Origin of the sequence: Pantoea sp. EA-12 (assembly GCF_030053355.1) — a bacterium.
GTDB lineage: Bacteria > Pseudomonadota > Gammaproteobacteria > Enterobacterales > Enterobacteriaceae > Pantoea > Pantoea vagans_C.
Map to the genome: position 1 here is coordinate 300,097 of NZ_JASGBY010000006.1, position 26,894 is coordinate 326,990.

22 protein-coding genes and 4 pseudogenes are annotated in these 26,894 nt (G+C 54.8%); 10 read left to right on the forward strand and 16 right to left on the reverse strand.

Features of this window, described 5'->3' with window-relative positions:
- Positions 1-3: 3 nt before the first annotated feature.
- The 8 genes and pseudogenes from QMZ30_RS11880 to QMZ30_RS11920 all read right to left on the reverse strand — a co-directional run bounded on the left by QMZ30_RS11880 (position 4) and on the right by QMZ30_RS11920 (position 8,742).
- Positions 4-1,362 carry an MFS transporter gene (locus QMZ30_RS11880; RefSeq protein WP_283227532.1) on the reverse strand — a complete coding sequence of 453 codons (1,359 nt, stop codon included), beginning with the start codon at positions 1,360-1,362 and terminating at the stop codon, positions 4-6.
- A gap of 106 nt (positions 1,363-1,468) precedes the next feature.
- Entirely contained in the window at positions 1,469-2,278 is an 810-nt protein-coding gene (locus tag QMZ30_RS11885; protein ID WP_283227533.1) for an inositol monophosphatase family protein, read from the reverse strand.
- A 126-nt stretch (positions 2,279-2,404) separates the two neighbouring features.
- Entirely contained in the window at positions 2,405-3,385 is a 981-nt protein-coding gene (locus tag QMZ30_RS11890; RefSeq protein ID WP_283227534.1) for a LacI family DNA-binding transcriptional regulator, read from the reverse strand.
- Positions 3,386-3,482: 97 nt separating this feature from the next.
- Positions 3,483-3,740, reverse strand: a complete 258-nt coding sequence (locus tag QMZ30_RS11895; protein WP_283227535.1) for a hypothetical protein — start codon at positions 3,738-3,740, stop codon at positions 3,483-3,485.
- Between the two features lie 112 nt (positions 3,741-3,852).
- The gene (locus tag QMZ30_RS11900) at positions 3,853-5,454 is read right to left on the reverse strand and encodes a methyl-accepting chemotaxis protein (RefSeq protein ID WP_283227536.1); all 1,602 of its coding nucleotides are present in this window, start codon (positions 5,452-5,454) and stop codon (positions 3,853-3,855) included.
- A 417-nt stretch (positions 5,455-5,871) separates the two neighbouring features.
- Positions 5,872-6,442 (reverse strand): annotated as a pseudogene (locus tag QMZ30_RS11905) (pyrroloquinoline quinone-dependent dehydrogenase); the annotation flags it as partial.
- A gap of 376 nt (positions 6,443-6,818) precedes the next feature.
- The gene (locus QMZ30_RS11915; RefSeq protein ID WP_283227539.1) at positions 6,819-7,802 is read right to left on the reverse strand and encodes an SDR family oxidoreductase; all 984 of its coding nucleotides are present in this window, start codon (positions 7,800-7,802) and stop codon (positions 6,819-6,821) included.
- A 226-nt stretch (positions 7,803-8,028) separates the two neighbouring features.
- Positions 8,029-8,742 (reverse strand): MauE/DoxX family redox-associated membrane protein, encoded by a 714-nt coding sequence (locus QMZ30_RS11920; RefSeq protein ID WP_283227540.1) that lies wholly within the window; start codon positions 8,740-8,742, stop codon positions 8,029-8,031.
- Positions 8,743-9,073: 331 nt separating this feature from the next.
- Here QMZ30_RS11920 and QMZ30_RS11925 point away from each other — a divergent pair, with 331 nt between their 5' ends.
- Positions 9,074-11,476 carry a membrane-bound PQQ-dependent dehydrogenase, glucose/quinate/shikimate family gene (locus QMZ30_RS11925; RefSeq protein WP_283227541.1) on the forward strand — a complete coding sequence of 801 codons (2,403 nt, stop codon included), beginning with the start codon at positions 9,074-9,076 and terminating at the stop codon, positions 11,474-11,476.
- A gap of 102 nt (positions 11,477-11,578) precedes the next feature.
- Here QMZ30_RS11925 and QMZ30_RS11930 read toward each other — a convergent pair whose 3' ends face one another.
- Positions 11,579-13,051 (reverse strand): sensor domain-containing diguanylate cyclase, encoded by a 1,473-nt coding sequence (locus QMZ30_RS11930; protein WP_283227542.1) that lies wholly within the window; start codon positions 13,049-13,051, stop codon positions 11,579-11,581.
- Positions 13,052-13,759: 708 nt separating this feature from the next.
- Between QMZ30_RS11930 and QMZ30_RS11935 the strand changes: the two genes are divergently transcribed.
- The 6 genes and pseudogenes from QMZ30_RS11935 (at position 13,760) to QMZ30_RS11960 (ending at position 17,158) form a co-directional block, all read left to right on the forward strand.
- The gene (locus QMZ30_RS11935) at positions 13,760-13,972 is read left to right on the forward strand and encodes a hypothetical protein (protein ID WP_283227543.1); all 213 of its coding nucleotides are present in this window, start codon (positions 13,760-13,762) and stop codon (positions 13,970-13,972) included.
- Between the two features lie 130 nt (positions 13,973-14,102).
- A pseudogene (locus tag QMZ30_RS11940) lies at positions 14,103-14,590 on the forward strand (transposase); the annotation flags it as partial.
- Between the two features lie 866 nt (positions 14,591-15,456).
- Positions 15,457-15,603 (forward strand): recombinase family protein, encoded by a 147-nt coding sequence (locus QMZ30_RS11945; RefSeq protein WP_283227544.1) that lies wholly within the window; start codon positions 15,457-15,459, stop codon positions 15,601-15,603.
- Between the two features lie 65 nt (positions 15,604-15,668).
- Positions 15,669-15,962 carry a recombinase family protein gene (locus QMZ30_RS11950; RefSeq protein WP_283227545.1) on the forward strand — a complete coding sequence of 98 codons (294 nt, stop codon included), beginning with the start codon at positions 15,669-15,671 and terminating at the stop codon, positions 15,960-15,962.
- A 178-nt stretch (positions 15,963-16,140) separates the two neighbouring features.
- Positions 16,141-16,575: a hypothetical protein gene (locus QMZ30_RS11955; RefSeq protein WP_283227546.1), complete on the forward strand. Its 435-nt coding sequence runs from the start codon at positions 16,141-16,143 to the stop codon at positions 16,573-16,575.
- A 184-nt stretch (positions 16,576-16,759) separates the two neighbouring features.
- On the forward strand, positions 16,760-17,158 hold the full coding sequence (locus QMZ30_RS11960; RefSeq protein ID WP_283227547.1) for a hypothetical protein: 399 nt from the start codon (positions 16,760-16,762) through the stop codon (positions 17,156-17,158).
- Positions 17,159-17,187: 29 nt separating this feature from the next.
- Here QMZ30_RS11960 and QMZ30_RS11965 read toward each other — a convergent pair whose 3' ends face one another.
- From QMZ30_RS11965 to QMZ30_RS11975, 3 genes and pseudogenes are all read right to left on the reverse strand, one after another.
- A complete protein-coding gene (locus QMZ30_RS11965; RefSeq protein ID WP_283227576.1) occupies positions 17,188-18,696 on the reverse strand; it encodes a conjugal transfer protein TraG N-terminal domain-containing protein in 1,509 nt (502 codons plus the stop codon).
- Complete coding sequence (locus QMZ30_RS11970; protein ID WP_283227548.1) at positions 18,696-19,061, reverse strand: hypothetical protein; 366 nt, start codon at positions 19,059-19,061, stop codon at positions 18,696-18,698. Before QMZ30_RS11970 ends, QMZ30_RS11965 begins: the two co-directional genes overlap by 1 nt.
- A 14-nt stretch (positions 19,062-19,075) precedes the next feature.
- Positions 19,076-19,834 (reverse strand): annotated as a pseudogene (locus QMZ30_RS11975) (integrating conjugative element protein); the annotation flags it as partial.
- On the opposite strand from QMZ30_RS11975, the pseudogene QMZ30_RS11980 reads away from it, so the two are divergent.
- The 3 genes and pseudogenes from QMZ30_RS11980 to QMZ30_RS11990 form a co-directional block, all read left to right on the forward strand.
- A pseudogene (locus QMZ30_RS11980) lies at positions 19,831-20,123 on the forward strand (ATP-binding protein); the annotation flags it as partial. The pseudogenes QMZ30_RS11975 and QMZ30_RS11980 sit on opposite strands and share 4 nt — an antisense overlap.
- A gap of 72 nt (positions 20,124-20,195) precedes the next feature.
- Positions 20,196-21,728, forward strand: a complete 1,533-nt coding sequence (locus QMZ30_RS11985; protein ID WP_283227549.1) for an IS3 family transposase — start codon at positions 20,196-20,198, stop codon at positions 21,726-21,728.
- A gap of 118 nt (positions 21,729-21,846) precedes the next feature.
- Entirely contained in the window at positions 21,847-22,530 is a 684-nt protein-coding gene (locus QMZ30_RS11990) for a GGDEF domain-containing protein (RefSeq protein WP_283227550.1), read from the forward strand.
- 305 nt (positions 22,531-22,835) lie between these two features.
- Here QMZ30_RS11990 and QMZ30_RS11995 read toward each other — a convergent pair whose 3' ends face one another.
- The 4 genes from QMZ30_RS11995 to QMZ30_RS12010 form a co-directional block, all read right to left on the reverse strand.
- The gene (locus tag QMZ30_RS11995; RefSeq protein WP_017345754.1) at positions 22,836-23,045 is read right to left on the reverse strand and encodes a CsbD family protein; all 210 of its coding nucleotides are present in this window, start codon (positions 23,043-23,045) and stop codon (positions 22,836-22,838) included.
- Between the two features lie 270 nt (positions 23,046-23,315).
- Entirely contained in the window at positions 23,316-24,410 is a 1,095-nt protein-coding gene (locus QMZ30_RS12000; protein ID WP_283227552.1) for an SMP-30/gluconolactonase/LRE family protein, read from the reverse strand.
- 23 nt (positions 24,411-24,433) lie between these two features.
- Positions 24,434-24,955 (reverse strand): VOC family protein, encoded by a 522-nt coding sequence (locus QMZ30_RS12005; protein WP_283227553.1) that lies wholly within the window; start codon positions 24,953-24,955, stop codon positions 24,434-24,436.
- A gap of 90 nt (positions 24,956-25,045) precedes the next feature.
- Positions 25,046-26,860, reverse strand: a complete 1,815-nt coding sequence (locus QMZ30_RS12010; RefSeq protein ID WP_283227554.1) for a glycoside hydrolase family 15 protein — start codon at positions 26,858-26,860, stop codon at positions 25,046-25,048.
- Between the last annotated feature and the right edge of the window lie 34 nt (positions 26,861-26,894).

Consider the following 26,894-nt stretch of genomic DNA (forward strand, 5'->3'; position numbering starts at 1 on the left):
TGATTAAGAGGTAGAAAGGGTGCGGTGTTCGCTGGCGTTGCGTCTCGCCACCATTACGGCGGTGACAAAGCACAACAGCGCGGAAACGAGACCGGCTGCCACCCAGAACAGGGACAACGTGTGAAAATCGTAGATTTTTTTACCGTTCTCAATCACTGACGTTCTGTCGATGATGATGCCGGTGAGAAATTCCCCAAATCCGGCGCCGGCGTAGCTGACGATGCCGATGGTACCCAGTGCCGCGCCCGCCGCTTTACGGGATGAAATGTCCACGGCCAGCAGGCCGCCCAGGAAGCAGGTCAGCGCGCCGATGGTGGCACCAAAGATGACCATGGAGATGATGTCGGTGTAGTAGCTGTGTGGTGACCACAGCATCAGCGCAAAGCCACCGGTGTTAATCAGGCTGATGAAGCCGGCCATGATGCTGCGGTTCTTTGCAAAGAACCTGTCCGACAGCACGCCCGCCAGGATGGTGCCGACAATGCCCGCGATGGCATTCACGCCGATGATGGCCGAGGCCTCCACGGTGGTGTAGCCCTTGCCCTGCTGCAGGAAGAATATGCCCCAGGAGTTTACGCCGTAGCGGTCGATGTACATAAAGGCTGAGGCCAGCGCCAGCGTCCACAGTGCCGGGTTGCGCAGCGCAGACAGCTGGTTTTTCAGGATGGAGCTTTTCGCCTCGTGTTCTTCCAGGGGCTCGTTGCTGATTTCATGAATGGAGGGGAAACCACTGCTCTGCGGCGAGTCACGCATAAACAGCAGCATGATCACCACGCCTGCTGCGCCCAGCGCGGCAGTGGAGAGATAGCCCATGTGCCAGCCGTATCCGGCAATCACCGCGGCGATCACCATATAGGTCATGGCCTCACCGATGTTGTGCGCGGTCGACCAGATGGAATAGAAGGTGCCGCGCTCTTTTGTGCCGTACCAGCGCGCGAGCGACACCGCACAGGGACCGACGCCCATCGACTGTGCCCAGCCGTTGATGCCCCAGAAGATGGCCAGCAGCATGGCGTTGGTGGTCATGCCCATCATCAGGTTCATGCCTGCGCTGAGCAGCAGGCCCAGGCTCATAAAGCGCACCACGTTAGCGTGGTCGGCAATAAATCCGTTTACCAGCTTGCCGATGGCATAACTGAAAAACAGCGCGGAACCGATCATGCCCAGCTCGGAAGGTGAAATACCGAGGTCCACCAGGGCGCTTTTTGCCACGGTGAACGACAGACGGCATACGTAAAACGTCACGTAAGCGAGCGTCATCGCCAGAAACGTCTGCCACCGCACGAAGCGGAAGCGCTGTTCATTAAAGGCGCCGGCGTGTTTCTCCGGACTGGCGCGGAAATAGCTGAGTAATCCAGACATCTTGTTGTCTCCGAAAGGCGGAGGCGTTGCTGATTGCTGTGTATCATCCCTGACGGCCGGTTCCATTTTATGTAGAGTACAGAATCAGAAGCCCTGCCCGTGCAGGTTAGCGTAAGGGTTGTTTAACCCATTGTTTTAATTGTGGGTAAAGCGTTTCACTTGCCAGCAGTACCGGGTTGCCGCGCGCGATGCCCTCGTCAGCCAGGTAGTCGTTTGTGGAGCCGCCGGCCTCGCGCATCAGCACGATGCCGGGCAGGCCGTCCCACGGGTTCATATGCGGTTCGTAGTAACCAATCAGTCGCCCGGCGGCGGCCCAGGCGCTCATCAGGGCACCCGAACCGTTACGGACGAACATGCCGCCGTGCTGTAGCAGCTCGTCCAGAAACGGCAGGAAATCCGCTGATGACACGCGGTGCGAGGTCCCGACACCCATCACGCCGCCTGCCACGCTGTCCGCCGCATGCGGTGCGATCCTCTGGTCATTGAGCCATGCGCCCTGTCCCTGCAAAGCGTGGAAGAGTTCGTGATGGTTAGGGTCGTATACCACCCCAATTACCGGTTCACCGTCCACCACGATGGCCAGCGACAGGCACCAGGTGTGCAGCCCGTTGAGAAAACAGCTGGTGCCGTCTATCGGGTCAACGACCCACAGCACGCGCTGCTGCGCATCCACGGTGCCGCTCTCTTCACCAAGAAATCCATCTCCCGGGAAAGCCTCTGCGATGCGTGATTTGACGTAAGACTCCACCTCGCAGTCGGCGCGGCTGACCACGTCCTGCAGGTCATCCCCCTTGTGTTCGGTGAGCAGGCTGTCGCGCTGCTGATAAAACTCATAGGCCAGCTTTCCCCCGGACTCCGCAAGACTGCAGGCGAAACGGTAACGCGCCAAAAGCGAATCAACTTCATGGGTAGCCATAACTTCTCCTCGATAATGCACACGTGTGCATTTTGTGGCAAAAAATTAGCCCCGCAGGGCAGAAAGGAGTCTGGCTGGATTGCGAAGATTAATCTGTGAGCAAATCCACATAAAACTAATTTTCCATTATGCGCTTTGACGAACGATTAATTTCACCGGCACGGCACGCTGGCGGGACGGAAGGTCAAACTGCTCAATACGGGTCACCAGCAGATCGACCGCCTGCTGCGCCAGACCGTCCGTATCCTGCTGTACGGTGGTGAGGTGGTAGGGATCCCAGCCGGCCTGCGGAATATCGTCAAAACCGATGACCGCAGGGAGAGAGTCGCTGCTGTTCATCGCCCGCAGTCCGTCCATCGCGCCCAGAGCGAGCATGTCCGTGGCGCACAGCAGCACCTGACAATCGGTGAGTTCCTGTGCCGCCGCCCGGCCTGCCGCATAGCCGCCTCCGGCAATAAAACGGGCGTTAATGATGAGGTCTGGTGCACAGGCCCGCAGGGCCTCGTAGCGTTGTTCCGTACTGAAATTGCTGCTGTGTTCGCCGATAAAGCCAATATTCTGCCAGCCCTGCTTTCGGCAGTAGTCGGTCATCAGCTGCATGCCCTGCGCGTTATCACTGGTCACGCGGTCGCAGCCCGGCAGGTCCGCGTGGCGGTTAATCAGCGTGACCGGGATTTTGCGCGCCAGATACTCTTCAGCCAGCGACAGCGGCGGCGCCCCGGAGGTGATGATGACGCCCGCGACGTGATAGCTGAGCAGCTGTCGCAGCGAAGGCGCCAGCTGTTCCGGGTCGTCGGCATTCATCAACAGCGGCATAAAGCCGTGCAACGCCAGCTGGTGGACCAGAGGCGCGAGAAGTTTGCTGCGGAAAGGGTTGTCGAATCCGGCGGTGACGATGCCGATAAAATTGCTGCTGCCGGTATTCATGGTGCGGGCAATGATATTGACCTGGTAGCCCAGCTGCTCGGCGGCACACATCACCTTCGCGCGTGTTTTTTCCGCGACAGACGCGCCGGGCGTGAAGGTTCTGGACACGGCCGAACGGGAAACCCCCGCCAGCCGCGCCACGTCTTCTGCCTTTACCCAGCTTTTCCCTTTTTCAGTCATCCGTTGTCCACCCTGCTGATTCGTCTGCACTGATTACACAGGGAAAACTCACATCAGGGCTACAACTTTTTTTCAGAAATGCTGTCGGCACCCCTGGTCAGGCAGGCTGCATGACCTTTTTTGGAGGGATGAGTCTGCTATGTTTTTCAGTGGCCAGACTGAGTTCGTTCTGCAACTGCAGGTGCTCCCGCCGGGCCGCGCTCAGACGCTTCTCGTACAGCAACGTTTCTCTTGCCGTGGTTTTTTGTTCTTCCAGCGCACGCAGAATAATTTCTGACTCGCGCAGGTAGCACTGCAGCATTTCGATGTGCGCTTCAGAATTGCTTATCGTGCTTGCTGCTTTAAGACGGGCCATAGTGCACCTCAAATATTCCCTTTTCCTGAAGCAGATAGCGTAATCATAAAAATCCAATCCCGCCACTCACCTCTGTCCACCTGACCCTCCTCGTCTTATAAAGCTTTAAACGCTATACAGGGAGAGGTCTGAGCTGTGGCACTCCGGCATGTTCATTTTCTTTAAGCGTTGTATCGAGCCTGAAAGCACTGACGCGTTCACCCATAATGGCCGCATGCTCTGCCATCAGTTGTGCTGCCGTGGACGACTCCTCCACAAGCGCCGCATTCTGCTGCGTCGTTGTGTCAATCTGCTCCATCGCGATATTGATTTGCGCAATGCCGTCATTCTGCTCACTGGCGGCCTGAGCGATTTCGTTAATGAGCTGTTCAATGCTGCTGACGTTACTGACAATACCTTCCATCCCTTTGTGGGCTTTATCAACCAGCGTGTTTCCCGCGTCAATTCTGGACACTGAGTCATCAATCAGCGCTTTGATCTCGCGTGCCGCAGAGGCACTTCGCTGTGCGAGTGTGCGCACCTCACCGGCCACCACCGCAAACCCCCTGCCTGATTCACCTGCCCGGGCCGCCTCAACCGCGGCGTTCAGCGCCAGAATATTAGTCTGGAAGGCAATGCCATCAATGACAGAAATGATGCCCGACATCCTGGATGAAGACTCCGAAATGGCTTTCATTCCGGTGGACACGTCGCTCATTAACGAGCCGTTACTCTTCACAAGCGCGGTCGTTTCAGACGCAAACTCGCGCGCGCTGGCCGTGTGGCCGGCGGTGTTATTCAGGGTGGCGGTGAGCTGCTCCAGCGTGGCGGCAGTCTGTTCTACGCTGGCGGCCTGCTCCTCCGTCCGGGATGACAACTCCCGGTTACCGAGCGCAATCTCGCCAGCGGCAGAGGAGATACTGTCAGAGCCATTCCGCACTTTCATAACGGTATTGCGCAGGCTTTCCGTCATCTCACGCAGTGCCTCCATCAACTGGCCCACCTGGTCTCTTGAGTGAACTTCAACATCAATCGTCAGATTGCCGGAGGCTACTGCGCGGGAGACCGCAACCGCTGAGCGCAGTGGGATGACAATGCTGCGGGTAATGAATAACGCCAGAATTGCACTCAGTATTAAAGCCGCCAGACCGACACCGTACAGCGTCCAGACGGCTGTGGCGCCTGCCTGCTGGATATGTAAGGCGCTGTCATCGATGGAGCTCTGCTGATTTTTGACGACCGCGCGTACCGCCACAGAATAAGCCTTCATGGACGGCAACAGGCGGGTGCGTATTGCTTCGCTGGTTTCAGTTGCATTTCCGCCAGTGCTAATCTGAAGGACCGCTTTACGGGTTGCGTTATATGCTTCGCGCGCATCCGCCACCGCCTTCATTAATCTCTCCCCTTCACCGGAGATTACCAGGCTGACCAGTTCTTTCTGAACGACGCTGGCCCGTGCTGAATTTTTTTTCATCTCATCCGCAGCGTACTGCTTCACACCCTCGTCTCCGGAAGTCATCACCACCAGACCCAGCGCGGCATTAGAATCAATAATGGACAGCCACTCGGTCGAGAGACGTTCACGCACAAGGTAGTTGCTTGTGGTGGTGTGGGTATCCGCCATCATGCCGCGAAGGTGGAAGACGCCGATAACCACCATGGCCACCATAAGCAGCATAATCAGTGCAAATCCCCCACCCAACCGGGTGCCTACGCCCATATTCTTAATTTTCATGTCAGTATCTCGCCTGTATAAATCCCTGGGATAAATGAATTATCCGGGGGGCAGCATCTGGATAAGTTGCATGACTTCCAGCAACGCTTAGCCCGGAAATAATTAGTTAACAAATTGTTCAAATTCGTTATCGGCTTATTTTCTGCAAGGTTTAAAGAATGTACGCTTCACCGAAAAGGAATGTGCGCACCCACACAAAAACGGGTATGTGATATACCCTTCATCCCTGCCTGACTGGCGTTAAGAAGTTCGACTGGAAGACGGAAAACATCCGACGTTAAGCCTGTTTAGCGATCTGAGGACATGACTAACAACATTCAGTATGAATCAACGGGGAGCAGGTCAGGAATGGTTGAGTAACCTGCATATGTCGGCATACAGCACACGCACTGCCAGGCCATTTGTCGCGGCAAAATTCCCGGTGTTGACATCCAGTGCCGTTGTTGAGGTTCCCAGTGGAATAGCGTCTTTACGGTTACCGCCCCAGTAGTTGGGCGACGGTGAAGGGACAGGCAGGTATATAAGGCCATGCGCCACGTCGGCAGACATTTGCGTCCAGACGTTGGCTGTCCCGGTCTGCTTGCAGATATCGGCAGGGATTGCATCAAACGTCCATTCGCGCTTTCCGGTTCGGGCATTGACAGAGAAGACTGTTCCCGGCGGAGCCTCGGCATAGGCCCAGTCTTTACCTGTCCAGCCAAAGATCAGGTGATCACCCACCACGGTGGGGGGTTGTAACAGCGACAGCTGAAATTTGGCGTTAATAAATAGTATTCCACTGCTCAACATTCAGCACGCCGTGCCAGGCGAAATTTTCGCAGGGCTTGCCTGAATCAGCGTCCAGCGCATATAACTTGCCATCGACCGTTCCCATGTAAACGACCTTCTGGCAGGCCTCTTCAGCCACCGGATTTGCGGCGTGCCAGTAGGCCACTCCTCGATTTTTCAGAACGGGTTGGGTCAGCGCCTCGCGCGGCGCTTTGGTATCGTCTTTGTCCTGAAATCGTCTGAGGCTGTTCCCATCAACTCGAGTACATAAAAATATTGTCCCTGCTGAGGGCGTTGCCCCTGGAGGTCAGCTGTATCACGGCCGTACCAATGGCGCAGCCAATCATGCCTCCTCTGCCGGATGTTTTCTCAGTTATGCCTTTTCAAGATAATCGATAAACAATGAAATAAGGTTAGAACGGAACGGCAAAAAATGCCCGACTTCTGGTGGACAAAATGCCTCGGTCATCCGACGAATCAGACACCTGTTCGTCATCAACGTGATTTCGCCGCTGATGTCGGACCGGGCAACGAGAAGGGAAACCCGATGCGTCCTGGCAGGCTCTGCTGCAGGTACTCTGGCCTGCCAGTTGTGATTATTTTCTCCTGCGCCACAGCAGCCCAGCTACGCCAAGTGCGGTAACGGCCCACAGGGTATTACGGTGTCGCTCTGTAAACATCTGCCAGCTGCTGCTTTTTGCTTCATTATTAAACCGGCCATCTGCCTCCCAGTGACCGTCAGGAGATTCAAAAAGATTGTCAGGCGCGTCCGGAGACAGGCGCTGGTTCGTTATCTGTCCGTTGTACCCCGCACGTGCAAGGTAACGATCGGCCAGACCGGGCGCAATGCGATTGGCCAGGATGGCTTTTACGGTTGAAAAGCCTACCCAGACCTCCCGTCTTTTATGCGTGGCCGCAAACCAGACGGCGCGCGCGGCCACTTCAGGCTGGAATACCGGCGCCACGGGACGGGCCTTCCGGTGCATTTTGTTTCTCGCCCAGTCAAACTGCGGCGTGTTCACGGCGGGCAGGTCCACCATGGTCAGCTGAATACTGAGCCCGTCATGAATAAGCTCCGAACGCAGTGAGTCAGTGAACCCTCTGATGGCGGATTTTGCACCGCAGTAGGCAGCCTGCAGCGGCACGGAACGGTGCGACAGCGCAGACCCAACGTTGATAATCGAGCCCCGGTTCCGTATGCGCATATGACGCAGGGCGGCCATCATGCCGTATACCTGCCCCAGATAGGTGACCTGCGTGGCCCGCTCGACTTCGGCCGGTTCGAGTCCCGAAACGGGTGAAAAAACCGTAGCCATTGCCACATTAACCCAGACGTCTACTGGCCCGAGCTCGCGTTCAGTCTGGCTGGCCGCATCCGCTACCTGCTGTGCGTTTGCAACATCCACGGCAATAGCAAGGGTCTTAACGGAATACTGCTCCCTGAATTCGCTGGCGGTATGTTGCAGCCGCGCTTCGTTACGTGACAGCAGCGCAACACTGTATCCTTCACGGGCAAACTTTTCCGCCACGGCGCGTCCAACGCCGGCTCCGGCTCCGGTTATCACAGCAACTTTGCTCATTCCATTCTCCTGTTGGCAGTTAAGGGAATAAGCGTAGCAACCGAGATCTGTGAGCCAGCGGTTATACATGACTCTTCACTGAAGCTGACAGGATGAAACACTTCCGACGGTACCGTTAAGGTCCTGAACCTGCCAGCAGATACAAAGGAAACGCAGTGATGTTGGCGAAGATACCCAACCTTCTGTCGGCGCTAAAGTCAGCCAGTGTCAGGAGGGGAGTTTCAGGTCATATAAACAGCTTCACCAGTGTCCAGACGCCCATCGCTATCATCATCAGGTTCTCAGTCAGTGAGATGAACCCCAGCGGTACGTTACTGTCACCGCCCATGCAGGCGCAGCGCAATTCGCGCTTATCGATATAGACGGCTTTAACGACGGATACCGCCCCAACGGTGCCGATAAAAAGGGCAACCGGCGCGGACACCAACGGAAGTGCGCCCGCCGTCATCAGCAAGGCCGCCAGCGCCTCACCAAAAGGATACAGCCAGGCATAGGGCACCCATTGGCGCGCCAGCAGGTCATAGCCCAGGAACATGGTAGAAAAACTCTCCACGTCGCGCAGTTTCAGCAGCGCCAGCATGCCCATACTGAAGGCAACAAACCACTCTGCGGCGCGCAGTGTCATTATCTGCCCAACAGAAGCAAACTGCGCGGCCATAGCCAGCAGAGCAGCCATGATGAAGACAACCGCCACCGGCTTGTAGGAGGTTTTATTCTTATCCGGCAGCGGATGATTGAAGAAGGCCCGAAGCTGGTCATAGCCGCCGATGCGCTTTCCGCCGATAAAAGTCTGGGGCGTAGTTTTGACGTTATGCTTTTCCCTGAAGGCATCGGTCTCCTCGCGGGTTTTCAGCCAGTTATCGTCAACGTCATACCCATAGTGACGCAGCAGCCAGAGGGATTTCATTCCATACGGACAGACATGCTCTTTCATGACCATGCGATATATCGTTGCTTTTCGGGTTGTGTGCGCCAAAGTCTACTCCCTGCCCCGGTAAGGGACGGTTATTGTCTCGTTAAGCGAACGGCTCATCCGTCCTGTCAGTGTTAACTATAGGAAGATAAAAATGAGTCCGTTTTTTTCAGGTTCCTGGATATTCCGGTGAAGTCGTTTTTACGACGTGATAAATATTTTATTCCCACAGAAGTGCATTCCCTTTCGGCATCATCCCGGGCAGACACATTCCTTTACGACCTCCCGGACGCCCTGAACCGCAAAGATTTCAGTTTCAGTTAGGCTTTACTGACATTCCTTTACATCCGGGGCGCACGTGAAAAATAACCACCGTGGAAGACTGACGTTTATTTCCGGCATACTGGTCTGCCTGTGCGGTCTTGCCCTGCTCATGCTGGGCGGCTGGCTGGCAGCGGAAGGCGGGACGGGCTGGTATCTGCTGACGGGTGCCGGTTTTCTGGCCTCGGGCGTCCTGCTGGTGCTGAAACGCCCGGCCGGCTTTGTGGTTTACCTGCTGACATTTGCTGTCTGTACGCTCCAGGCACTCATGGAGGTAGGGCTGGACGGCTGGCAACTGATGCCAAGGCTGTTTACTTTTGCCCTGCTGGGCCTCTGGCTCTGTCTCCCGTGGATTCAGAAGCCGATCTTCAGCGCTGCGGTCAGAATACGTTACGGACTGGCTCCCGGCGTGCTTTACGCTGCGGCCATCCTTCTCATTTTCTGGAGCGGGTGGCGCGTTACCGACGAACGCTTCGTCACTCATCATCCGTTCCCTTCTGCAGTGTCCTCCATGACCGATACTGATAACGGCGACTGGCGATACTACGGAAATAATGCTGCCGGTCAGCGCTTCTCACCGCTCGCGCAGATCACGCCCGCAAACGTCACGGATCTGAAACCCGCGTGGCGCTATGACACCGGCGACGTGATGCGCAAGGGGGAAGACATCGCGGGGCGGGAGTTCAGTTTTGAAGTGTCTCCCGTTAAGGTAGGTAACACGCTTTATATCTGCACGCCGCACCGGCAGGTTGTCGCGCTGGACGCCACAACCGGTCAACAGCGCTGGAAGTTCGATCCGCACACGGATACTTCCGCAAACGAATACCTCGCCTGCCGCGGTGTCGCGTACAGTGCAGTTGGCTCTGACAGCGACTGCCCGGAAAAAATTATCAGCACCACCGCCGACGCGCGCATGGTGGCACTCAATGCACGAACGGGTCAGCTTTGTAAAAACTTTGGCCGTAACGGCTATGTCAGCCTGACGGACAATATGGGCGACGTGCCGCCCGGTTTTCATTTTATCACCTCACAGCCTATGGTGATGGACGGAAGGATCGTGCTGGGCGGCTGGGTTTACGATAATCAGGCCGAGGGCGAGCCCTCCGGTGTAGTACGTGCCTATGATGAAGTCACCGGTAAACCCGTGTGGGCCTGGGACCTGGGCCGGACGCCCGCCAATGCCCCGCTCAGGCCCGGGCAGACCTACACCCGCGGCACCCCTAACGGGTGGGGCACCTATACGGCGGACGCGAAGCTGGGCCTCATCTATATCCCGCTGGGCAATGCCACTCCGGATTATTTCGGCGGCAACCGGCGGCCGTCTGATGAAAAATATTCCAGCGCTGTGGTGGCGCTGGACATACAGACCGGCGAGGAGCGCTGGCACTTCCAGACCGTTCATCATGACGTCTGGGACTTTGATCTGCCGATCGGGCCGTCACTGGTGGATTTACCGGACCATCAGGGAGGCGTTATCCCCGCGCTGGTACAGACAACCAAAATGGGCCAGCTGTTTCTGCTGGATCGCCGGACGGGTAAACCGCTGGCGGACGTCCGTGAGCGCGCGGTTCCCACCTCGCCTTCGCTGCCCGGGGAGCATCTGTCCGCCACGCAGCCGGATTCCTCCGGTATGCCCGATCTCTCACCTCCCGACCTGAAAGAGACCGATATGTGGGGGGCCACGACCTTCGATCAGCTGTGGTGCCGTATCCAGTTTCACCGTTATCGATACCAGGGAAAATTTACGCCACCGGCTGAAGGCACCTCTATCGCCTATCCGGCCTTTGACGGGGTGATGGACTGGTACGGTGCCTCTGTTGACCCGCTGCACAACGTGCTCATCGCCAACACCAGCTATATCCCGTTCACCATGGAGATGATGACCCACCGGGACGCCGTGGCAAAAGGACTGATGAAACCCTGGAAAGGCTGGCAGAGCGGCCAGCCCTATCCCAAACCGAAGGCATTTGCGGTGGGTCCTCAGTATGGCACCGGCTGGGCGGCGGTGGTGAAACCCTGGCTGACGGCGCTGGGTGCCCCCTGCAGCGCGCCGCCGTGGGGCAAAGTGTATGCCATTGACCTGGCAACCCGGAAGGTCATCTGGGAACGTCCGGCAGGAACCACACGTGATATGAACGTCTTCGGGACGCACACCAATGCGTCCCTGCCCACCGGCATTTTCATGATGGGGGGCAATATTATCACCCGAAGCGGACTGATTTTCATGGGGGCCACGGCGGATGATTACCTGCGGGCCTTCGATGAGAAAAGCGGCAAAGAGCTGTGGCGCGCGCGTCTCCCCGCCGGGGGCCAGGCGACCCCGGTAACCTACCTGGGTAAAGACGGCAGGCAGTATGTGGTGATTGCCGCAGGCGGACACGGCGGTCTGGGCACGCGTTCCGGTGACGCCCTGATGGCCTGGGCGCTGCCCGGGAAATAATATATTTGTGAACGTCAGGGCCTGACGACGCGGGCCCTCACACCTCTGCAGACCAGGCTGCAGGTGAAGCGATCATCCGGTTCATGATCGGCAGCGCAACAATCAGTGCAGCGTGACGCGGATACGGGTCTGCGCGGTGGCGCAGCCTGCGCTCAGGGTCACCTTCAGGCCGGGTACGCCTGTTAAAACGTGCGGGATATTCAGCCGGGCGACGGCTTCAGTAGCACGGCGGGCCATGCTGACTGCCTGAGCTTCATCCGCCCCCGCCAGGATAATGGCAAACTCTTCCCCTCCATAGCGGGCAACCCTGTCAGTCCGGCGTTGCGTCATGCTGCTGAGGGTGGTGGCAATCTTTTTCAGACACTCATCACCCATAACATGCCCGTACTTATCGTTGTAGCGCTTAAAGTAGTCGACATCGATGAGAATAAGCGAAACCGGAAAGGTGTCTTTTTCCCCGGCATGCAGGGCATCATGCAGAAACCGGTCAAACAACCGCCGGTTGGCCAGTCCCGTCAGACTGTCGGTGTGGGCAAGACGGTCCAGGGAGTGATTTGCGGCCGCCAGTTCGCCCTGTAAGCCAATCAGCCGCTCCTGATAACGCTGGCTGAGGCGGGCCTGCCTTACGATGAAGAGGCCAAGTACCAGCACGGATATCAGCAGCGCAGAGCTGAGCGCCACATCCTGCAGATGGCTTTTCAGCCAGTGCCGGAACAGCGTGTGTTCATCATAGCCGGCGGCCACGACCAGCGGATAACGTTCGGCGCTGGCAAATCCAAAAATTCTCCGGCGTCCGTCCAGCGCCGCCGCCCACTCGCCGCTGCCGCGTTCGGCATTCAGCAGCATCTGCCGGAAAAGATGGCTGCCTGAAAGACTTTTTCCGATATAGCTGTCTGGCTTTGGCCGGGCATACAAAACGGTGCTGTCCGCGAGCATCAGTACGAGCACGTCATTCTTCCCCAGCTCATAATAGCTGTAAAAGCGCCGGAAATAGTCGACGCTGACGGTGGCCAGCAGTATGCCGCTGAAGCCATGTGAGGCATCACTGACACGAAGAGAAACAGGAATAACCAGATCGCCCGTGCTGCGGCTGCGGATAACCGGTCCGATATGCACGCTGTCACGTATGCTGTCGCGATGGTAGCGAAAGTATTCCCGGTCAGAATTATTAATTCCTGCCGGGACGTGCCTGGCCGACGTCGCTATCCATTTCCCCTGTGCATCATAATAAAATAAGCCGTGTAACTGAGGCAGCCGGGTTTGCAGCGTCCGCATCGTCTGGCTCAGTGCGGTGGCGTTAGTCCCATCAAGGGGACTATTCTGCAGATCCCGCTGCATTTCTCTTAAGGCCAGCTCGGTCTGCAGCATCGTGTCCTGTGCCTGGCGCGCCTGCGAAAGCGACAGATTGACGGCCATATCCTCCGTCTGCTGAACGGTTCTGTGCCAGTCCTCATGCAACGTCCAGGCGGTCGACCCCGCCATGGCCACCACCAGAAGTACACAGAAAAGTAAGACACTTCGCACCAGCGAAGAATAAGGTTTGTTCAGGGGGAAGGTTTTACTGCTCAGCGACATAGCGGTACCTGTTCGAAGACTGATACTGAGTTAAGCACAGATTCAGCGTGACCATCCGCGAAATAAAGGCTGTCGCATGAACGAAATCAGCGAAACAGGAGACCAGGCTGGATAACCTCCGGTATTTGAAGGGTGAGCGGAAAGTAAATGTGGGTTTCAGTCAAAACTGCCAGGCAAAACAAGGCAGACCGGACAGCTCTGACTGACTGCATAGTATTAGGCTTTTTTAACTAATGAAACTGGACGCAAAATGAGCGGTAGTGTATTTTTCGCGCAGGAACAATGCTGGTTCCGGATTGATGGTGCAGCTTATACCACCCGGCTTTATCGCCGGGTTTTATTTTTTCATTGCCTTGAACGCGCCGTACATTACTGAACCCGCCCTGCATGCTCAGACTGATGTCATGCCACGCATAATCTCAGCGGTATATTCTGTCCCCCCTCTTCTATTAAACGGCACCTGAATGACCTGCCGCTTTTGCTCCTCTTCAGTAGTAAGGTACTCACCTTTATGGATAAAGCCTCGTTTCGCTAAGAAAGCGACCTGTGGCGTGAGCGGTCTCCGTTTTGCCCACACCCTTTCAGAAATGACTGATCATCGCCTCATATCGGCAGTGATAAAGTCTTAATCAACTCGCAGTTCTTCAAAATCAGTGGATTATTCATTCTAGTTAACAGGTATAGATATACAAACAGAGAGGAACCGGTATGGATATCAATACGTCGCAGGTCACAGATGAAATCAACATGGCTATAGGGCGCGCGGTCTCTCATTTGATTGCTGCAGGTAAACGTGTTGAAAAAAACAGCATCCTTGAGCAACTGATCCAATTTGAAAAAGAAGCCGTTGATGGAAACAGGCAGGTTTACGCGACAGCCATTCACCTGGTGCTGGCCAGTTCCACCGAAGGTATTAACTGAACCGGCTTTAAACCTGACAGAGAGCGGTCAACACAGTCCTGAAGATTTCCGCTCATCGTTTATTGAAATCCCCAATGGTTATTGGGTTGTAAAGTGTAAAAACCTGCGCTGAAGCTAATGGAATACACATCGCGCAATGGCCCTTACTGAGCAGCGTGTTGCGAGTATTGAGAACGCTATGCCGTTGAAGACAGACCCGAGCGTTATAGAGGCTAATGCTTTGTTGGCAACAGCACTGGCGGCACAAATTAAAGTCGTAAATGAAATCATCAAAACCTATAACGAATGAATCGAAACGCTGTTTGACACTTTGCCTGGTGCGGGGCTGTTTAAATTACTTCCGGGCATGGGGCCTTGTATGGGCCCACGAATGCTTGCTGCACTTGGTGATAACCGCGATTGGTTTAACAGCGCTGAAGAAATTCAAAACTAAGCAGGCATTGCATCGGTGACAGAAAGAAGTGGCCAGAAATCCTGGGTTCACAGGAGATAGCAGTGTGCCAGGTTCGTCAGGCAGAGCTTTGTTGAATGGGCAGCAACTCCTCATACTGGGCCAGGTTGTATTATCAGGGACTGCGAGAAAAAGGAAAATCACACCGGTCTGCAATCTGGGCTCTTGTGACCTGTTCCCCGTTGTTCAGCACATGCTGTTGTTAGCTACTTCCGCTTCTGGCACACAACTGCCGGTCACGTAATGCCATGTCTACCCCTCAGCATCAGTAGCGATTTTTTGTTGGCGATGTTCAAGTAAAATGCAAATGGGTAGTCAAGTGAATGCAAATACCCATCTGGGCATTTTCAACGTTATACCCATCATGAATTCTGAAATACCGCCTGCCATAGCAGTCACTCGGAATTCACATGAGAATTCATTTTATTTAAAAAAAACTCTGACAGCGCACTACAGGCCTCAGAAAATCAGTGAATCCCTAAGTCCGATCACCTTCCTGTCCGACCGCCGTTTAAGCTGCGGCCTTTCAGGCGCACTGAAGTCAGACGGTCGGAGACGAAAGGAAGAACCCGCAGGAATACTCACAGCAAAGAAGAACCCAGTAGTTACAGCATTCATTTCTCAGCCTTCACGGATCCGGCCCTGCGGGCCGGGCGGCGGCGGCTGGACAGTAGGGGCAACCGGGGTGCAGATACGGCGCGGGTCCGGGCTGAGAGGGGCGCGGGGTTTCAGGTACTGCTCGGTGCCCGATGTTAAGTTGAATATTTATGTCTGTTGTAACTAATTTCATCTTGCCCACCGCTTGTCGGTCGGAGCTACATCATTATGAGTCAATTTGTATTCATCTACAGATTGAGTAAGATAATAACTATTAGAACTGTTTTTCCTTGCTAGACCGCATCGCCTTCTCTGCCGGATCCGCTTTCTTCCGCATAAAGCACTTTCCCGGAAGCGTGGCACGGCCTCTGCGGCGGATCAGGCGCCCTATCCTTCTCTGTGCCCCTCCTACACATCTCTCATGTTGTGTCCATGAGTGCTGAATCAGCCACTACATGAACAGGATGCCCAGGGGGCAAGGCATCGTCCGGAGCTTATTCGCCTACTTGAAAGTGCTGCTCCAGGCGATGCCATCCTTATCGAGCAGATAGACAGGCTGTCACGCCTTGATGATGAGGGCTGAGGCTGAAGTCTCTTATCAGCGAAAAGCATCTCTCGGTCATCAGTCTGGATTTACCTTTCAGCTACATGGCACTTGAAAAACACGCAAGCGATGACTTCACTCCAGCAATGCTGCACGCGGTTAACAGCATGATGCTGGAAATGCTGGCGGCGATTACGCGTAAGGACTATCAGGACCGCCGTCGCCGGCAAGCAGAAGAGATAGGAAAAGCGAAGGATGAAGGGAAGTTCAAAAGAAGGCTGCCTGATCTGACGCGTCATCACAACATAATCCGGTTGCGCGCGCAGAATGGGCTCAGCATATCGCTGATATGGCATCATTGTGCAAAGTTTCGGAACGAACCGTCATCCGAATCATAAATGCTTATCGACAACAGGAGGAAGAGAAATGGGCTGATTGAGGACTTCTAAGGTTCTTCCGTAAAACGCATGTGCTCACTCACCTCCCTGACACCCAAAAACTGGCAGTGACCATTGAGGTTTCCGCGAAAATCTTGGTAAGGTGAGGTAAAACATCGATTATTCAGGAATATTTAAATTGTCAAAAGAAAAGCGTCTCACTCTAGATGATTTCGATTTCAGCAAAGTTAATAAGAGCCCCGGGAAACTTACTGAAAATACAGCTAGGATTCTTCTGCGTATAGTGGAAGGTGCCGGCGTAGCGTTATGGCAATCCCGCTCAGATGCAACACCGGAAGTCCTGATTCAACGCGGTAATATCTACCCCACAACAAGCGGCTATACATGGGGATACAGGGGAGAAGGTTGCAAGCACTTGGCCTTTGCAATGGTGTCTGTAATCTATGAATTTGATTGGCTGGAGCCATCTGAGCTGAGCGAACGAGCCTACAAACTGGTGGAGGGATTCATTTCAGGCCTTAATGGTGAAAGTCCTTATGATTTACCTGTGGCTTTTATCCGTAAAACTCTTGGCGATCACGAGCTGCCGCTCATACACCGCTCAGAATTCTGAACCAGAGCTGCCAGGGTGATGGCGGTTGCCGTTTCAAAATCGATTTCTGATACCGCTTAGCGTGGTTTTTACATCCCTGGACCTCAACCCCTAGCTCATGTCGAACTGTATTTGGCAGCCAACGATTAAGCGTATAAAGAGCCAACTGCATTAACTAAAAATTTATGGTTTAGAGGTATCAAACATGGAAAATTTAGCGTTCAAACGAGGAGCCGTTGCAGCCAGGCTCTGGCTAAAATTTACGAAAAGCGCAAGGGCAGCAAATGATGTTTGTGTGGCATGGGTTTCAAAGCATGGGCTTCCTAAGTTTATGGGATATTTTCCAGTTCCTACCGCATGTGTTGTGGTTTTTAGTATCGCTATAATATGCGGTTTTTTCATTGGCACCTTTGTTATTCTTGGCAGCCTATTCGTTTATATGCTGTGCAACATAGCGGTTAGCGATACTGAAAATTGGGACGATGCTGATGAACTAAGTGGTTACCAGTATCGAGATGGGAATGACGGTTTTGGTATGTATAGTGGCCCACAAAGCATTACGGTTACATCTACTAGGACTGATCGCGATGATGAAGATGATTAGCAGGTGACACTTCCTGCTAATCATAATTATCAGAGTCTTACTGCCTTCTTAGCAGTATCTACGGCGCTACCGCCAGCTTGTTGAACTTGTGAAGTTCCACCTTTCAATGCTCCGTCCAATGCACCACCAACACGTACCCCAGCCCATGAAAGTGCACCCATCCAGAACGCTGGCAGCACCAGAAACATCGTGGCCATAACAAAGTTCATGATCAGGTCATCCGAACTGTTCTGAAAACCTGCCATGTTAAAGCTGCTGTGTGTGTCAGAACTGTATAATGCCGTCAGCAGCCAGCTGTCGAGCCATCGAGCCAGCTCCCACCAGAACGTCAGGAAGTTAAGGGCAAAAAGCACAAACGTGAGCGTAATGACGGTCTTAATTTCATAGGCTGAGAACGCCAAAATAAGCGGCAGAATCACCACCACCGCCATGAGCAATACAGCCTGCACCATTGGCAGCGCCTGGCGCATGGCATCGAACGCCGGAAACGCTGCCAGACTGCCCAACGCGGTGCCGCCGACCGCAGCCACGCGGGCTACGGAGTTATCAAGCGTGAAATCAGCGTTGCCTCCGTAGCCGGCATAGACGTGTCCACCCTGTGATACGGTCAGACTCTCAGGGCTGACCAGGCGGCGAATAATAGCCTCCCTGTAGTCTGCCGAGTTTCCCCCAATCATCGTCATGGCTGCCGACAGACGGGTCCACAATCCAGGGTCAGCCTGATCGACTACGCGGGCCTGCAGTCCGGTATCCGCTTTATTCCACCATTCGCTGCAGGTTGGGTAGCCACCCCGGCCGGTATCCGGCCTTCCGCTATCGCGGCCTTCGTTCCAGGCAAATTCCGCCCGGGGCGTTTTCGATTGCAGGCTGCCGTAATAATTACTGAGGAAGGTTTTGCTGCCTATCCACTCAATATCACGCAGCGTCGCTTTGTCTTTTGTCTGCCCCTGATCCTGACGTTTCCACATATACAGCGCGAGCGAATAGCAGTCGTTGGTAAAGTCCTGCAGCTCTTCCGCGAGAGATTTGTTGTTAATTCGCGTGTGCTGAACCTCAAAGCGCAGCTGACGCATGTCCGGGCGGCAGGGGATTGTGGCAACAGACGCCTGCGTAATGCCCTTCGCCAGCTTGTGAATCAGATACCACCAGACCGGCGCGGCAGCCGTCTGATCGTTAATGCTCGATATGACCGGTGAATATCCCGTGTCATCGGGCGCTTTTGGCGTCCACGTCCCGCAGCTCTGCGCACGCGCCGTGTCATATTTTATCGTACTCATATCGACGTTCATCAGCGGCATACAGCAGGCAATCATCACCAGAAAAGACGTGTAAATCGCATGTTCCATGCGGGGTATGGACAGAGCACCTTTATTCCCCTCATCTTCACCTTCCTCACGTACTTTCAGCCAGATGCCGATAAGCCGGAAAGCCACAGGCGCGGCAAACAGGCCGGTTGTGATGAGAATATTCCAGAGTCCGTTGTTAACCACCCAGCCGAGCAGGGTAAGGAAATATTCCAGGTAGCTGTTAGTCAGCATCATGACGCTCCCATGCCGCCGAGCAGCACCAGTTCACAGACGACGGCAAAAATGAAGCTGACAGCCGCAATGCGGATAAGAGGCTGGCGGTGTTGCGGGCCGAATCCCGGCGCACGAAAAACTTTCATAAAACCCCATGCCAGCGCACCGTAAACCGCCAGGCGCCATATCAGCCAGCCATAGCGTGCATGCTCCATCCAGTCACGTAATGCAGCGGCCTGAGCAGGATTTTTGATAGCCCGGTCCGCGACGATGAGCCCGGCCAGGAGGAATGCCAGCAGAGCGCCGGCAGTATACAGCACGCGAAACAGCGCGGGGTGCCGGCGGAAAAATGAGGCGCGTTGCGCCCCGTTTTTGGTTTTCACAGGATGCGCTCTCATCAGTTGTTTTCCGTCTCAGGCACGGCCAGGCGGTTAATACGGTTGTCGGTGCTGTCATCGCTCTGCGTCTGCGGGTTACTGTTAACGCGCCCGTTTTCCCGATCGATAATGGTGAGCACAGAATTGCGGGACAGCTCGCGCTTGAGCTCCATTTCGTTGCGTAATGCGGTGATCTCGCGGTCGATGGCCGCAACGCGACGATCGCCTTCCTCGATGGCCGCATTCTGGGCGGCAGCGTTAGGCTCTGACATGCCGGTAACGATCATGCGGCGCATAATCAGCGCGGTTTCAACCGTATCCGCCATCGCCAGCTCGCCGGCGAGGCGGGCGGTAAGTGCCGCGTTATCGGGATCTCTCTGCAGTGCTCTGATGACACCTGCCGTGATGGGTAAACTGCCGGTTTTGAGTTTTGCCAGGTTCGTCGCGTTAGGCTGTTCGATGCCGTTAACGAGTTTGACCAGCTGCTCAGTATTGTCTTTAGTGGTCTCTTCCAGGATGGGCGCAAAGCCGGTGCCGGCCTGAGTTGCACCAGGCTGCTGTTCGTCATCACCGCTGGTACACTGAGATGCGTCGCTGCAGGTGCGCAGAGAGGTGTCCCCCACGACCTGAACCACGGCTTTAGCCGCTTCTTCAGCGCTGGCATATTTTCCGCAGGCACCTCCGTTGCAGCTGTTGCTGCTGACTGAGTCAGAACTCAGTACCGGCAGGCTGTTCATCATGTTGAATCCCGCAGCGGTTAAGTCATGGGTTGGCCGGATATCTGCCAATGAACCGTGAGGAGGCCAGTCTGTTCTTCAGGTTGCTGAACCGTAGGTATGAAAAAGCGAGCATCGTTCTGACGTCAAACAAAGGGTTCGCTGACTGGGGCGAGATGTTCGGAGATAACGTGCTGGCGACGGCGATCCTGGACCGTCTGCTGCACCACTCAACGACGCTGAACATAAAAGGAGAAAGCTACCGGTTGAAAGAGAAACGCAAGGCCGGGGGCTGGCAAAAAGCGCAACGCCAATCAGTGATGATGAAATGGTGGAAAGCGGACAGCGTTAATGACCAACAGCGGACAATGAAAATGGCGAAAAGGGGGTGCGGACGATTTCCTGGACTTTCAGGAGATGAATTATGTTTACCGAAGCGGATCGCATTCGTGCGATTGAGCTCTATTTTAAATACGGCAGAAAGATTACCGCTGTCATTCGTGAACTGGGTTACCCCACCGAACGTAATCTCAGGCGCTGGGTCCGGGCATGGGAAGCCAGTGGCGGTGACATCAGCTGTCTGCCCCGCAAAGAGCGCTACTCTGATGCGCAGAAACACGCTGCCGTTGACCATTATCTTACGCACGGCTGCTGCCTGGCCTTTACCCGCAGAGCGCTGGGATACCCCTGCAGCGCACTCCTTATTCGCTGGTTAGATGAACTTCACCCGGGGAAACGGCGCATTTTTACCGGTACTCAAAACCCGAATGCTCCCTTCAGGCCGGAGGTAAAGCGGCAGGCCGTCAGGGAACTGTGTACCCGCAGTGAATCCGCCCGAAATATCGCACAGGACGCGGGTGTCAGCCGTCAGGTGTTGTATAAATGGAAAGACGAGGTCATCGGTGATGAGGCATACAGCGCCATGCGTAAACGCAGCATACCCAGTGCAGATGAAGAGACAGACGTACTGCGCAGTGAGCGGGACAAGCTCCTGCAGGAAATCCGGCAGTTGCAGATGGAACACGACATACTGAAGAAGGCGGATGAAATAATAAAAAAAGGCCCGGGCATCAGCGCCAGCGCTCTGACAAACAGAGAAAAAACGAAGATCGCTGATGCCCTCAGAGAGTCATATCCGCTGCCGGCGCTGCTGAGTATCCTCCACCTGGCCCGCAGCAGCTATTTTTACCACCGTGCCACGCTGCGTGCCGGTGATAAACATGCGGGTATACGTATTGCTCTGGCAGAGATCTTCCACGACAACTACCGCTGTTATGGCTATCGTCGTCTGCATGCAATGCTCCGTCATGAAGGTGTCAGGCTCTCAGAAAAAGTCGTGCGCAGGCTGATGTCAGAGGAAAAACTTGTCGTCAGCACAGCCCGTTGCCGGCGTTACAGCTCGTACTGCGGAGAAATCGGACCGGCACCAGCCAATCTTCTTGCACGGGACTTCACCGCCGTGTTACCCAATCAGAAGTGGCTGACGGATATCACGGAGTTCCAGCTGCCCGCAGGTAAAGTGTGGCTGTCACCTGTCGTGGACTGCTTCGACGGCAAGGTCGTGAGCTGGTCGGTGGGGACACGGCCCGACGCAGAGCTGGCCAACAGTATGCTGGAAAGCGCGATCGGCACGCTTAAACCCAATGAACGCCCGATCATACACAGCGATCGTGGCGGGCATTACCGGTGGCCGGGCTGGTTGCAGCGTATATCAGCCTCGGGGCTCACACGTTCAATGTCGCGCAAAGGGTGCTCGCCAGATAATGCGGCGTGTGAAGGGTTCTTCGGGCGGCTGAAAAACGAGATGTACTATGGCCGGGACTGGTCGGGTGTGATGCTTGACGGCTTTATGCAACAGGTGGATAGGTACATCCGCTGGTATAATAACCATCGCATCAAGCTGTCATTGGGGGCAGTCAGTCCCGAAACGTACCGGCAGATAATGGGCTACAGGTAATTAATCAGTCCAGGAAATCGTCCGCACCCCCAAAACGGTCAATAATCTTGGCGTTGACAGCCAGCGCGTGGTGGATTTCCTCCATCCTGACGACCGCGTATCCGCCGGAGATGCGTTAATGCATCTATTTGAGGGTGGTGTGCTGCCGGACGTCGTAGAGGTTCGCAAAAGGCACCGGGATGGCCACTACATCACGCTCGGTACTAAGGCTTGTGGGGTAAGTGATCCCTCTACTGGCGATAATATCGGAGCCGTGCTTGTCTCACGCGATATCACGCATGACAAGGAAAAAATGAGAAGGCTTGAGAAGCTTGCTACCCGGGACACGTTGACCGGATTGCCTAACCGGGCCTGGGTTTACGATAAAGTCAGAGGGATGCTGTCTGAGGGAGAAGATCTCACTTTCACGACAGTTCTTTTTATCGATCTTAATGGATTCAAACCCGTTAACGATACCCTGGGGCATGCGGCAGGTGACGTTTTGCTACAGCAGGTGAGTGAGCGATTAAAACACTGCATGCGCCCTGGGGACTCAGTGGCGCGCCTGGGAGGAGATGAGTTCGTCATAGCCGCTAAATGCCTTAATCGCGAGGCGGCTTCAGCGATCGCACAGCGTCTTATTGACAGCCTCCGGGAGCCATTCGTTATTCATAAAATGGAAGTGCGTATCGGGGCATCCATAGGTATCAGCCTTGCAGGCTTCGGATCAGTATCCGTCGATCAGTTATTTGATCATGCTGACAAAGCGATGTATCAGGCGAAAGCGAAAAGAACGGGCTCTTATCAGTTTTATGGTGGCTGAATAAAGGCTACAAAGGAGAGTTGAAAAAAACCGGTACATTGAGTGCCGGTTAAAAATTCAAGTTTCCAAGAGATTGGGTTTCACCCGGCACTAACTATAGATTAATTCAGAAAAAAATCGCTATCTTAAATTTAAAGTGGCTCCGCACAGGGCAGTTTTCAGAATTCCCCTTTGAAGTGAAAATCTTTAGGGTGAAATAGACGTACGGCACGAGGGCAGATTACTGGCCAGCCCTGTATCACGTACTTATGCCATGCAATAAAAAAACCGGCATGGCAGCCGGTTTCAGTATCAATTCCAGGGGGTTACCATTTATAGTGGTTAGAATCTTCCCAGTCCTTCAGCTCTTTTTCAGCCTGCTCCTTGCCGTAACCGTAACGTTCCTGGATACGGCCGACCAGCTGGTCGCGTTTACCTTCCGCGACATCCATATCGTCGTCGGTAAGTTTGCCCCACTGTTCTTTAACTTTGCCTTTGAACTGCTTCCAGTTACCGCTGATGCGATCTTCGTTCATGTCGGTCTCCTTCGTTAATTCACGGGCTGCCGCCTGGCAATCCCTCTGCAGAACTTCATGCTAATCATTATGGTTCAGGCATGGAATTTTTCCTGCTGCGCGTCACATTCTCGGAATTTTCCTGACCTGAAGTCACCTTGTCAGGTATCCAGACACTCCCCCTGATGGCTTCTATTCAGGAGCGACTTCCGTTCTATGCCTGCAATTCATTCTGTCCTGCCCTGAGACTTTGTTATGCATCGCATAGAATTGATTCACATAATCGTCTTCTTAAGTGCTATAGGGAAAGCGGTAAACTGACCAGGGACCATGCGTTGCATCTTTACCCTTGTTGTTATCTGCCAGATACTCAATCTGAGGCGCGGGCACATAGATCCAGCCGTCTGAGATAACGAGAGCGTCAGGCGTTATGAGCTTCTCATCCTGTATCAGCGTCTTCAGCGTACCGTCAGGCTGAAGTTTATCGACAGAGCGTTTCTCCACGTTGGAAAGATAAATATTCCCTGCCGCGTCAATGGCGGAGCCACCCACAGAGGGGATATCCGCAACTTTCTCAATTTGCCCCTCCAGTGCTTTATCGCTTAACCGGTGATCTTTTAATGAAGCCGTACGGATACGATAAAGCGGGCCGGTGGGGGTCGCAAAGTATAACCATTGGCCGTCAGGGCTGACCTCAATGACGTCACTGTGGACGGCGGGTCGTTTTCCGTCTTTATCCTCCAGAATCCGGCCCTGGTAGCCTTTCTGATCGATCCCCTCTGGTTTACGCAGCAATGCACTTCCGGAGAGCCGCCTTATCGTTTTTCCGGTATCAAGGTCGTGAATGATGACGCCGCCAAGCCCGGAATCAGTCACGTACACGGAGTTACCCTGTATGCGCAGGTCGTTAGGCGCACCACCCGGCGGTAAAGCTTTTTCATCAAACCGGATAACTGAAGCCGCTTCGCCTGTTGCGATGTTGAATGCGACGAGTTTTGCCGTTCCCTTTGAAGGTTGCTCACCCTGAGGAGCACCCTGATCAACCGCCCACAGCAGGCCGTCTCCGAAGTGATGGCAGGCATTAACGTTGACAAGGCTGTTGAGACCTTCATCACCCGGAGTCCATTCATTCCAGTGATTACCCGGGAAGGGGGCCAGGCCGGATTCAGTCACGCGCGCAAGCGCCGGCGACTTCCCATGCCCTTTAAAGCGGGGGAAGTTGAGAAACATGGCGCCACCGGCTGAGACAGCAATGCCGTTGGCAAGCCAGGGTGAAGTGGCGGCAACCTGTAGTTGCGGATTAACCATCGACTCTGCCACAGTGAAGGCTGCCCGCGACAGGCACAATGTTGCGAGTCCGCCCGCAATAAATTCACGTCTTTGCATCGTCTGGCCTCCGGGTAAAAGATTCAGGCTTCCGGTATCCAGCGCTGCTGAGTGGCTTCAGCGTCGTAGCGGATGCCTGAAGGCAGTGTAATAAGCTCAATGAGGACGCCAAAAGGTGTCATGCCGAACCACGTCTGATTGCCTCCCCCCTCCTCCTGAGCAAAGCAGTCTGATGGGCCTTCAAGCATTTCTGCGCCATGCGCCCGCATTCTTTCCGCAGTCTGGTGAATGTCATCCACATACACTGAGAAGTGGTTAATTCCCGGGAGCCCCGGGTGAGCAGAGCGATCCTTTGCGGGAGGATCTGTCTGGAACAGCTCCACATTGCAGCCATTCTTCAGCCGCAGCATGGACAGCCCGGTCAGCCTGAGTTCTGCAGGGAAGCCATTGAGGGGAGCCATTTTTTTACCCGGAACAAATTTATCTTCTTCAGCGGGCGGAACGATACGATAGAGCACAGATGCATCCAGTGCACCGATGAAGAAATGCTCGGCCTGCTTTAAATCAGAAACGGTAATGCCAATATGTTCAATTCCGCGGATCATCGGTTATATCCTTTTTAAAGTGATGTAAGAGGGCCAGCCGGGCTGTATCTGCAACGCTGGAACCCTGCTCTCAGAAAAAACGGTTGAGGTTCAAGCGTGATCGGTCAGCGCTTGCGCCGCACAGATGAGAGCCAGGTGGCTCAACCCCTGTGGCATGTTGCCGCGCCACTCGCCGCTGCGGACATCAAACATTTCATTGAAGGTTTCGACGTTGCCGCGCTGGCAAAGCTTATCCAGAATCTCTTCCATCGCCTTTTCGGCTGACTGCGCTTCACCCATCGCTGCCAGCGCTTCGACCATCCAGAAAGAGCAGGCAATAAACGTGCTTTCTTCCTGCTCAACGCCGCTGTAACGGTATAGCATCGCGCTGCCGTGGCCCAAGTCCTCCCGGATGGCACGATAGGTGGCACGCATGCGTTCCGGGTTAACCGTGTTGCCATAGTGGTGTACCAGTGCCAGAGCGGCATCGAGCTTACCGTCAGCGTGGGGATAGAAGAGGTAAGCCTGCTTTTCCTCTGACCAGCAGTGCTCCTCAATCCATTCACTGATTCGATCCCGCTCCCGCTCCCAGCGCTGAACCCAGGTGGGTTCGATATGTTTAGCTTTTGCCAGTGATACTGCGCTGTCGAGCGCCAACCAACAGGCCATTTTGGAGTGGGTATAATGCTGTTCGTCCGGCAACTCCCAGATCCCGCTGTCTTTCTGACGCCACTGATCGGCACAGTAGTTCGCGAGCTCTCCCAGCATGCGTGAAGTTTCAAGATCCAGGATGTGGCCGGCACGGATGAAGAGTTCTGCCGTGGCCAGCATGTCGCCGTACATGCTGAGCTGAACCTGATCGCGTGCGTTGTTGCCGATACGAACAGGAAGAGAATGCTGATAACCGCGTAAGGAGGGGTAACTTTCTGCAGGCACCACGCCGCCTTCCAGCGTGTAACAGGCGCGCAGCCGGGTGCCGTGGCGTATGATGGTTTTCGATAACCATGAAAAAGCGGCTTTACAGTCTTCCAGCGCGCCCAGAAAAACGAACGATTTGATAATCAGGCAGGCGTCGCGCACCCATGCATAGCGATAATCATAATTCTTCTCTCCGCCAATGCCCTCGGGCAGTGAGGTGGTTGCCGCAGCGGCCAGTGCACCGGTTGGCGAATACCAGAGGAATTTGAGAGACAGCGCCGAGCGTCTGACGTAATCTGCATAACGGCCTGCGTAGCTCAGGCTGTGCGTCCAGTCGCGCCACGCCGTATGGCTGGTTTCAATACGGGCATCAATGGCTTTCAAATCAGGCACTGCCAGCGGCTCGCGCTCCGTCACCAGCAGGGCGACCAGCGAGTGGCTTTCAGGTCGGGTGCGAAGCGTTGCGCGTATTATCCCATCGCCGCGCTCAGCGATCAGCCAGTCTTCAGTCGTGCGCAGCATCGCCATCAGGTTGGCAAGATGATAAACGTCTCCCTGTTCGGTGTTATCCCACCACGGAGAGCGTGTTTCGGCTGCGGTACCGAAACGTAACGTCAGGCACAGCTCAACTTCGCCCTCTGTCCCTTCAATACGTCTTGCCAGCTCGCTCCAGGGAAGACGACCGGCAAGCGTACTGTTAATCGACTCAGTAATGAGTACGCTGCCATCCTGCGTGATAAACCGTGTTTCAAGGACGTTGCTGTCAGGGCGGTAGGCCCGTTCCGTACGATAATCCTCGATGGGTTCAATCTGGAAGAAACCGCCGATTTCGGGGTCCAGCAGGCGGTCAAACAAGGGGGATGAATCAAGGTTTGGCGCACACCACCAGTCAATAGCCCCATCCGGGGCAATAAGTGCCACAGACCGACCTTCACCAATGGCCGCATAGTCCCCAAGACGGGCAAATCCATCCTCGCGCATCGGCGATCGTAGTATCTGATTATTCATTGCTCTTCCCTGCATGCTGAGACGACAACGTGGC

Excerpts from the sequence above, each read along its gene's own strand:
- QMZ30_RS11880 (WP_283227532.1), bottom strand. The coding sequence starts at position 1,362 with ATGTCTGGATTACTCAGCTATTTCCGCGCCAGTCCGGAGAAACACGCC.
- QMZ30_RS11950 (WP_283227545.1), top strand. The coding sequence starts at position 15,669 with ATGGCACTTGAAAAACACGCAAGCGATGACTTCACTCCAGCAATGCTG.
- QMZ30_RS11885 (WP_283227533.1), bottom strand. The coding sequence starts at position 2,278 with ATGGCTACCCATGAAGTTGATTCGCTTTTGGCGCGTTACCGTTTCGCC.
- QMZ30_RS11965 (WP_283227576.1), bottom strand. The coding sequence starts at position 18,696 with ATGCTGACTAACAGCTACCTGGAATATTTCCTTACCCTGCTCGGCTGG.
- QMZ30_RS11915 (WP_283227539.1), bottom strand. The coding sequence starts at position 7,802 with ATGAGCAAAGTTGCTGTGATAACCGGAGCCGGAGCCGGCGTTGGACGC.
- QMZ30_RS11920 (WP_283227540.1), bottom strand. The coding sequence starts at position 8,742 with ATGGTCATGAAAGAGCATGTCTGTCCGTATGGAATGAAATCCCTCTGG.
- QMZ30_RS12010 (WP_283227554.1), bottom strand. The coding sequence starts at position 26,860 with ATGAATAATCAGATACTACGATCGCCGATGCGCGAGGATGGATTTGCC.
- QMZ30_RS11990 (WP_283227550.1), top strand. The coding sequence starts at position 21,847 with ATGCATCTATTTGAGGGTGGTGTGCTGCCGGACGTCGTAGAGGTTCGC.
- QMZ30_RS11930 (WP_283227542.1), bottom strand. The coding sequence starts at position 13,051 with ATGTCGCTGAGCAGTAAAACCTTCCCCCTGAACAAACCTTATTCTTCG.
- QMZ30_RS12005 (WP_283227553.1), bottom strand. The coding sequence starts at position 24,955 with ATGATCCGCGGAATTGAACATATTGGCATTACCGTTTCTGATTTAAAG.
- QMZ30_RS11890 (WP_283227534.1), bottom strand. The coding sequence starts at position 3,385 with ATGACTGAAAAAGGGAAAAGCTGGGTAAAGGCAGAAGACGTGGCGCGG.
- QMZ30_RS11960 (WP_283227547.1), top strand. The coding sequence starts at position 16,760 with ATGGAAAATTTAGCGTTCAAACGAGGAGCCGTTGCAGCCAGGCTCTGG.
- QMZ30_RS11985 (WP_283227549.1), top strand. The coding sequence starts at position 20,196 with ATGTTTACCGAAGCGGATCGCATTCGTGCGATTGAGCTCTATTTTAAA.
- QMZ30_RS11900 (WP_283227536.1), bottom strand. The coding sequence starts at position 5,454 with ATGAAAATTAAGAATATGGGCGTAGGCACCCGGTTGGGTGGGGGATTT.
- QMZ30_RS12000 (WP_283227552.1), bottom strand. The coding sequence starts at position 24,410 with ATGCAAAGACGTGAATTTATTGCGGGCGGACTCGCAACATTGTGCCTG.
- QMZ30_RS11995 (WP_017345754.1), bottom strand. The coding sequence starts at position 23,045 with ATGAACGAAGATCGCATCAGCGGTAACTGGAAGCAGTTCAAAGGCAAA.
- QMZ30_RS11935 (WP_283227543.1), top strand. The coding sequence starts at position 13,760 with ATGGATATCAATACGTCGCAGGTCACAGATGAAATCAACATGGCTATA.
- QMZ30_RS11895 (WP_283227535.1), bottom strand. The coding sequence starts at position 3,740 with ATGGCCCGTCTTAAAGCAGCAAGCACGATAAGCAATTCTGAAGCGCAC.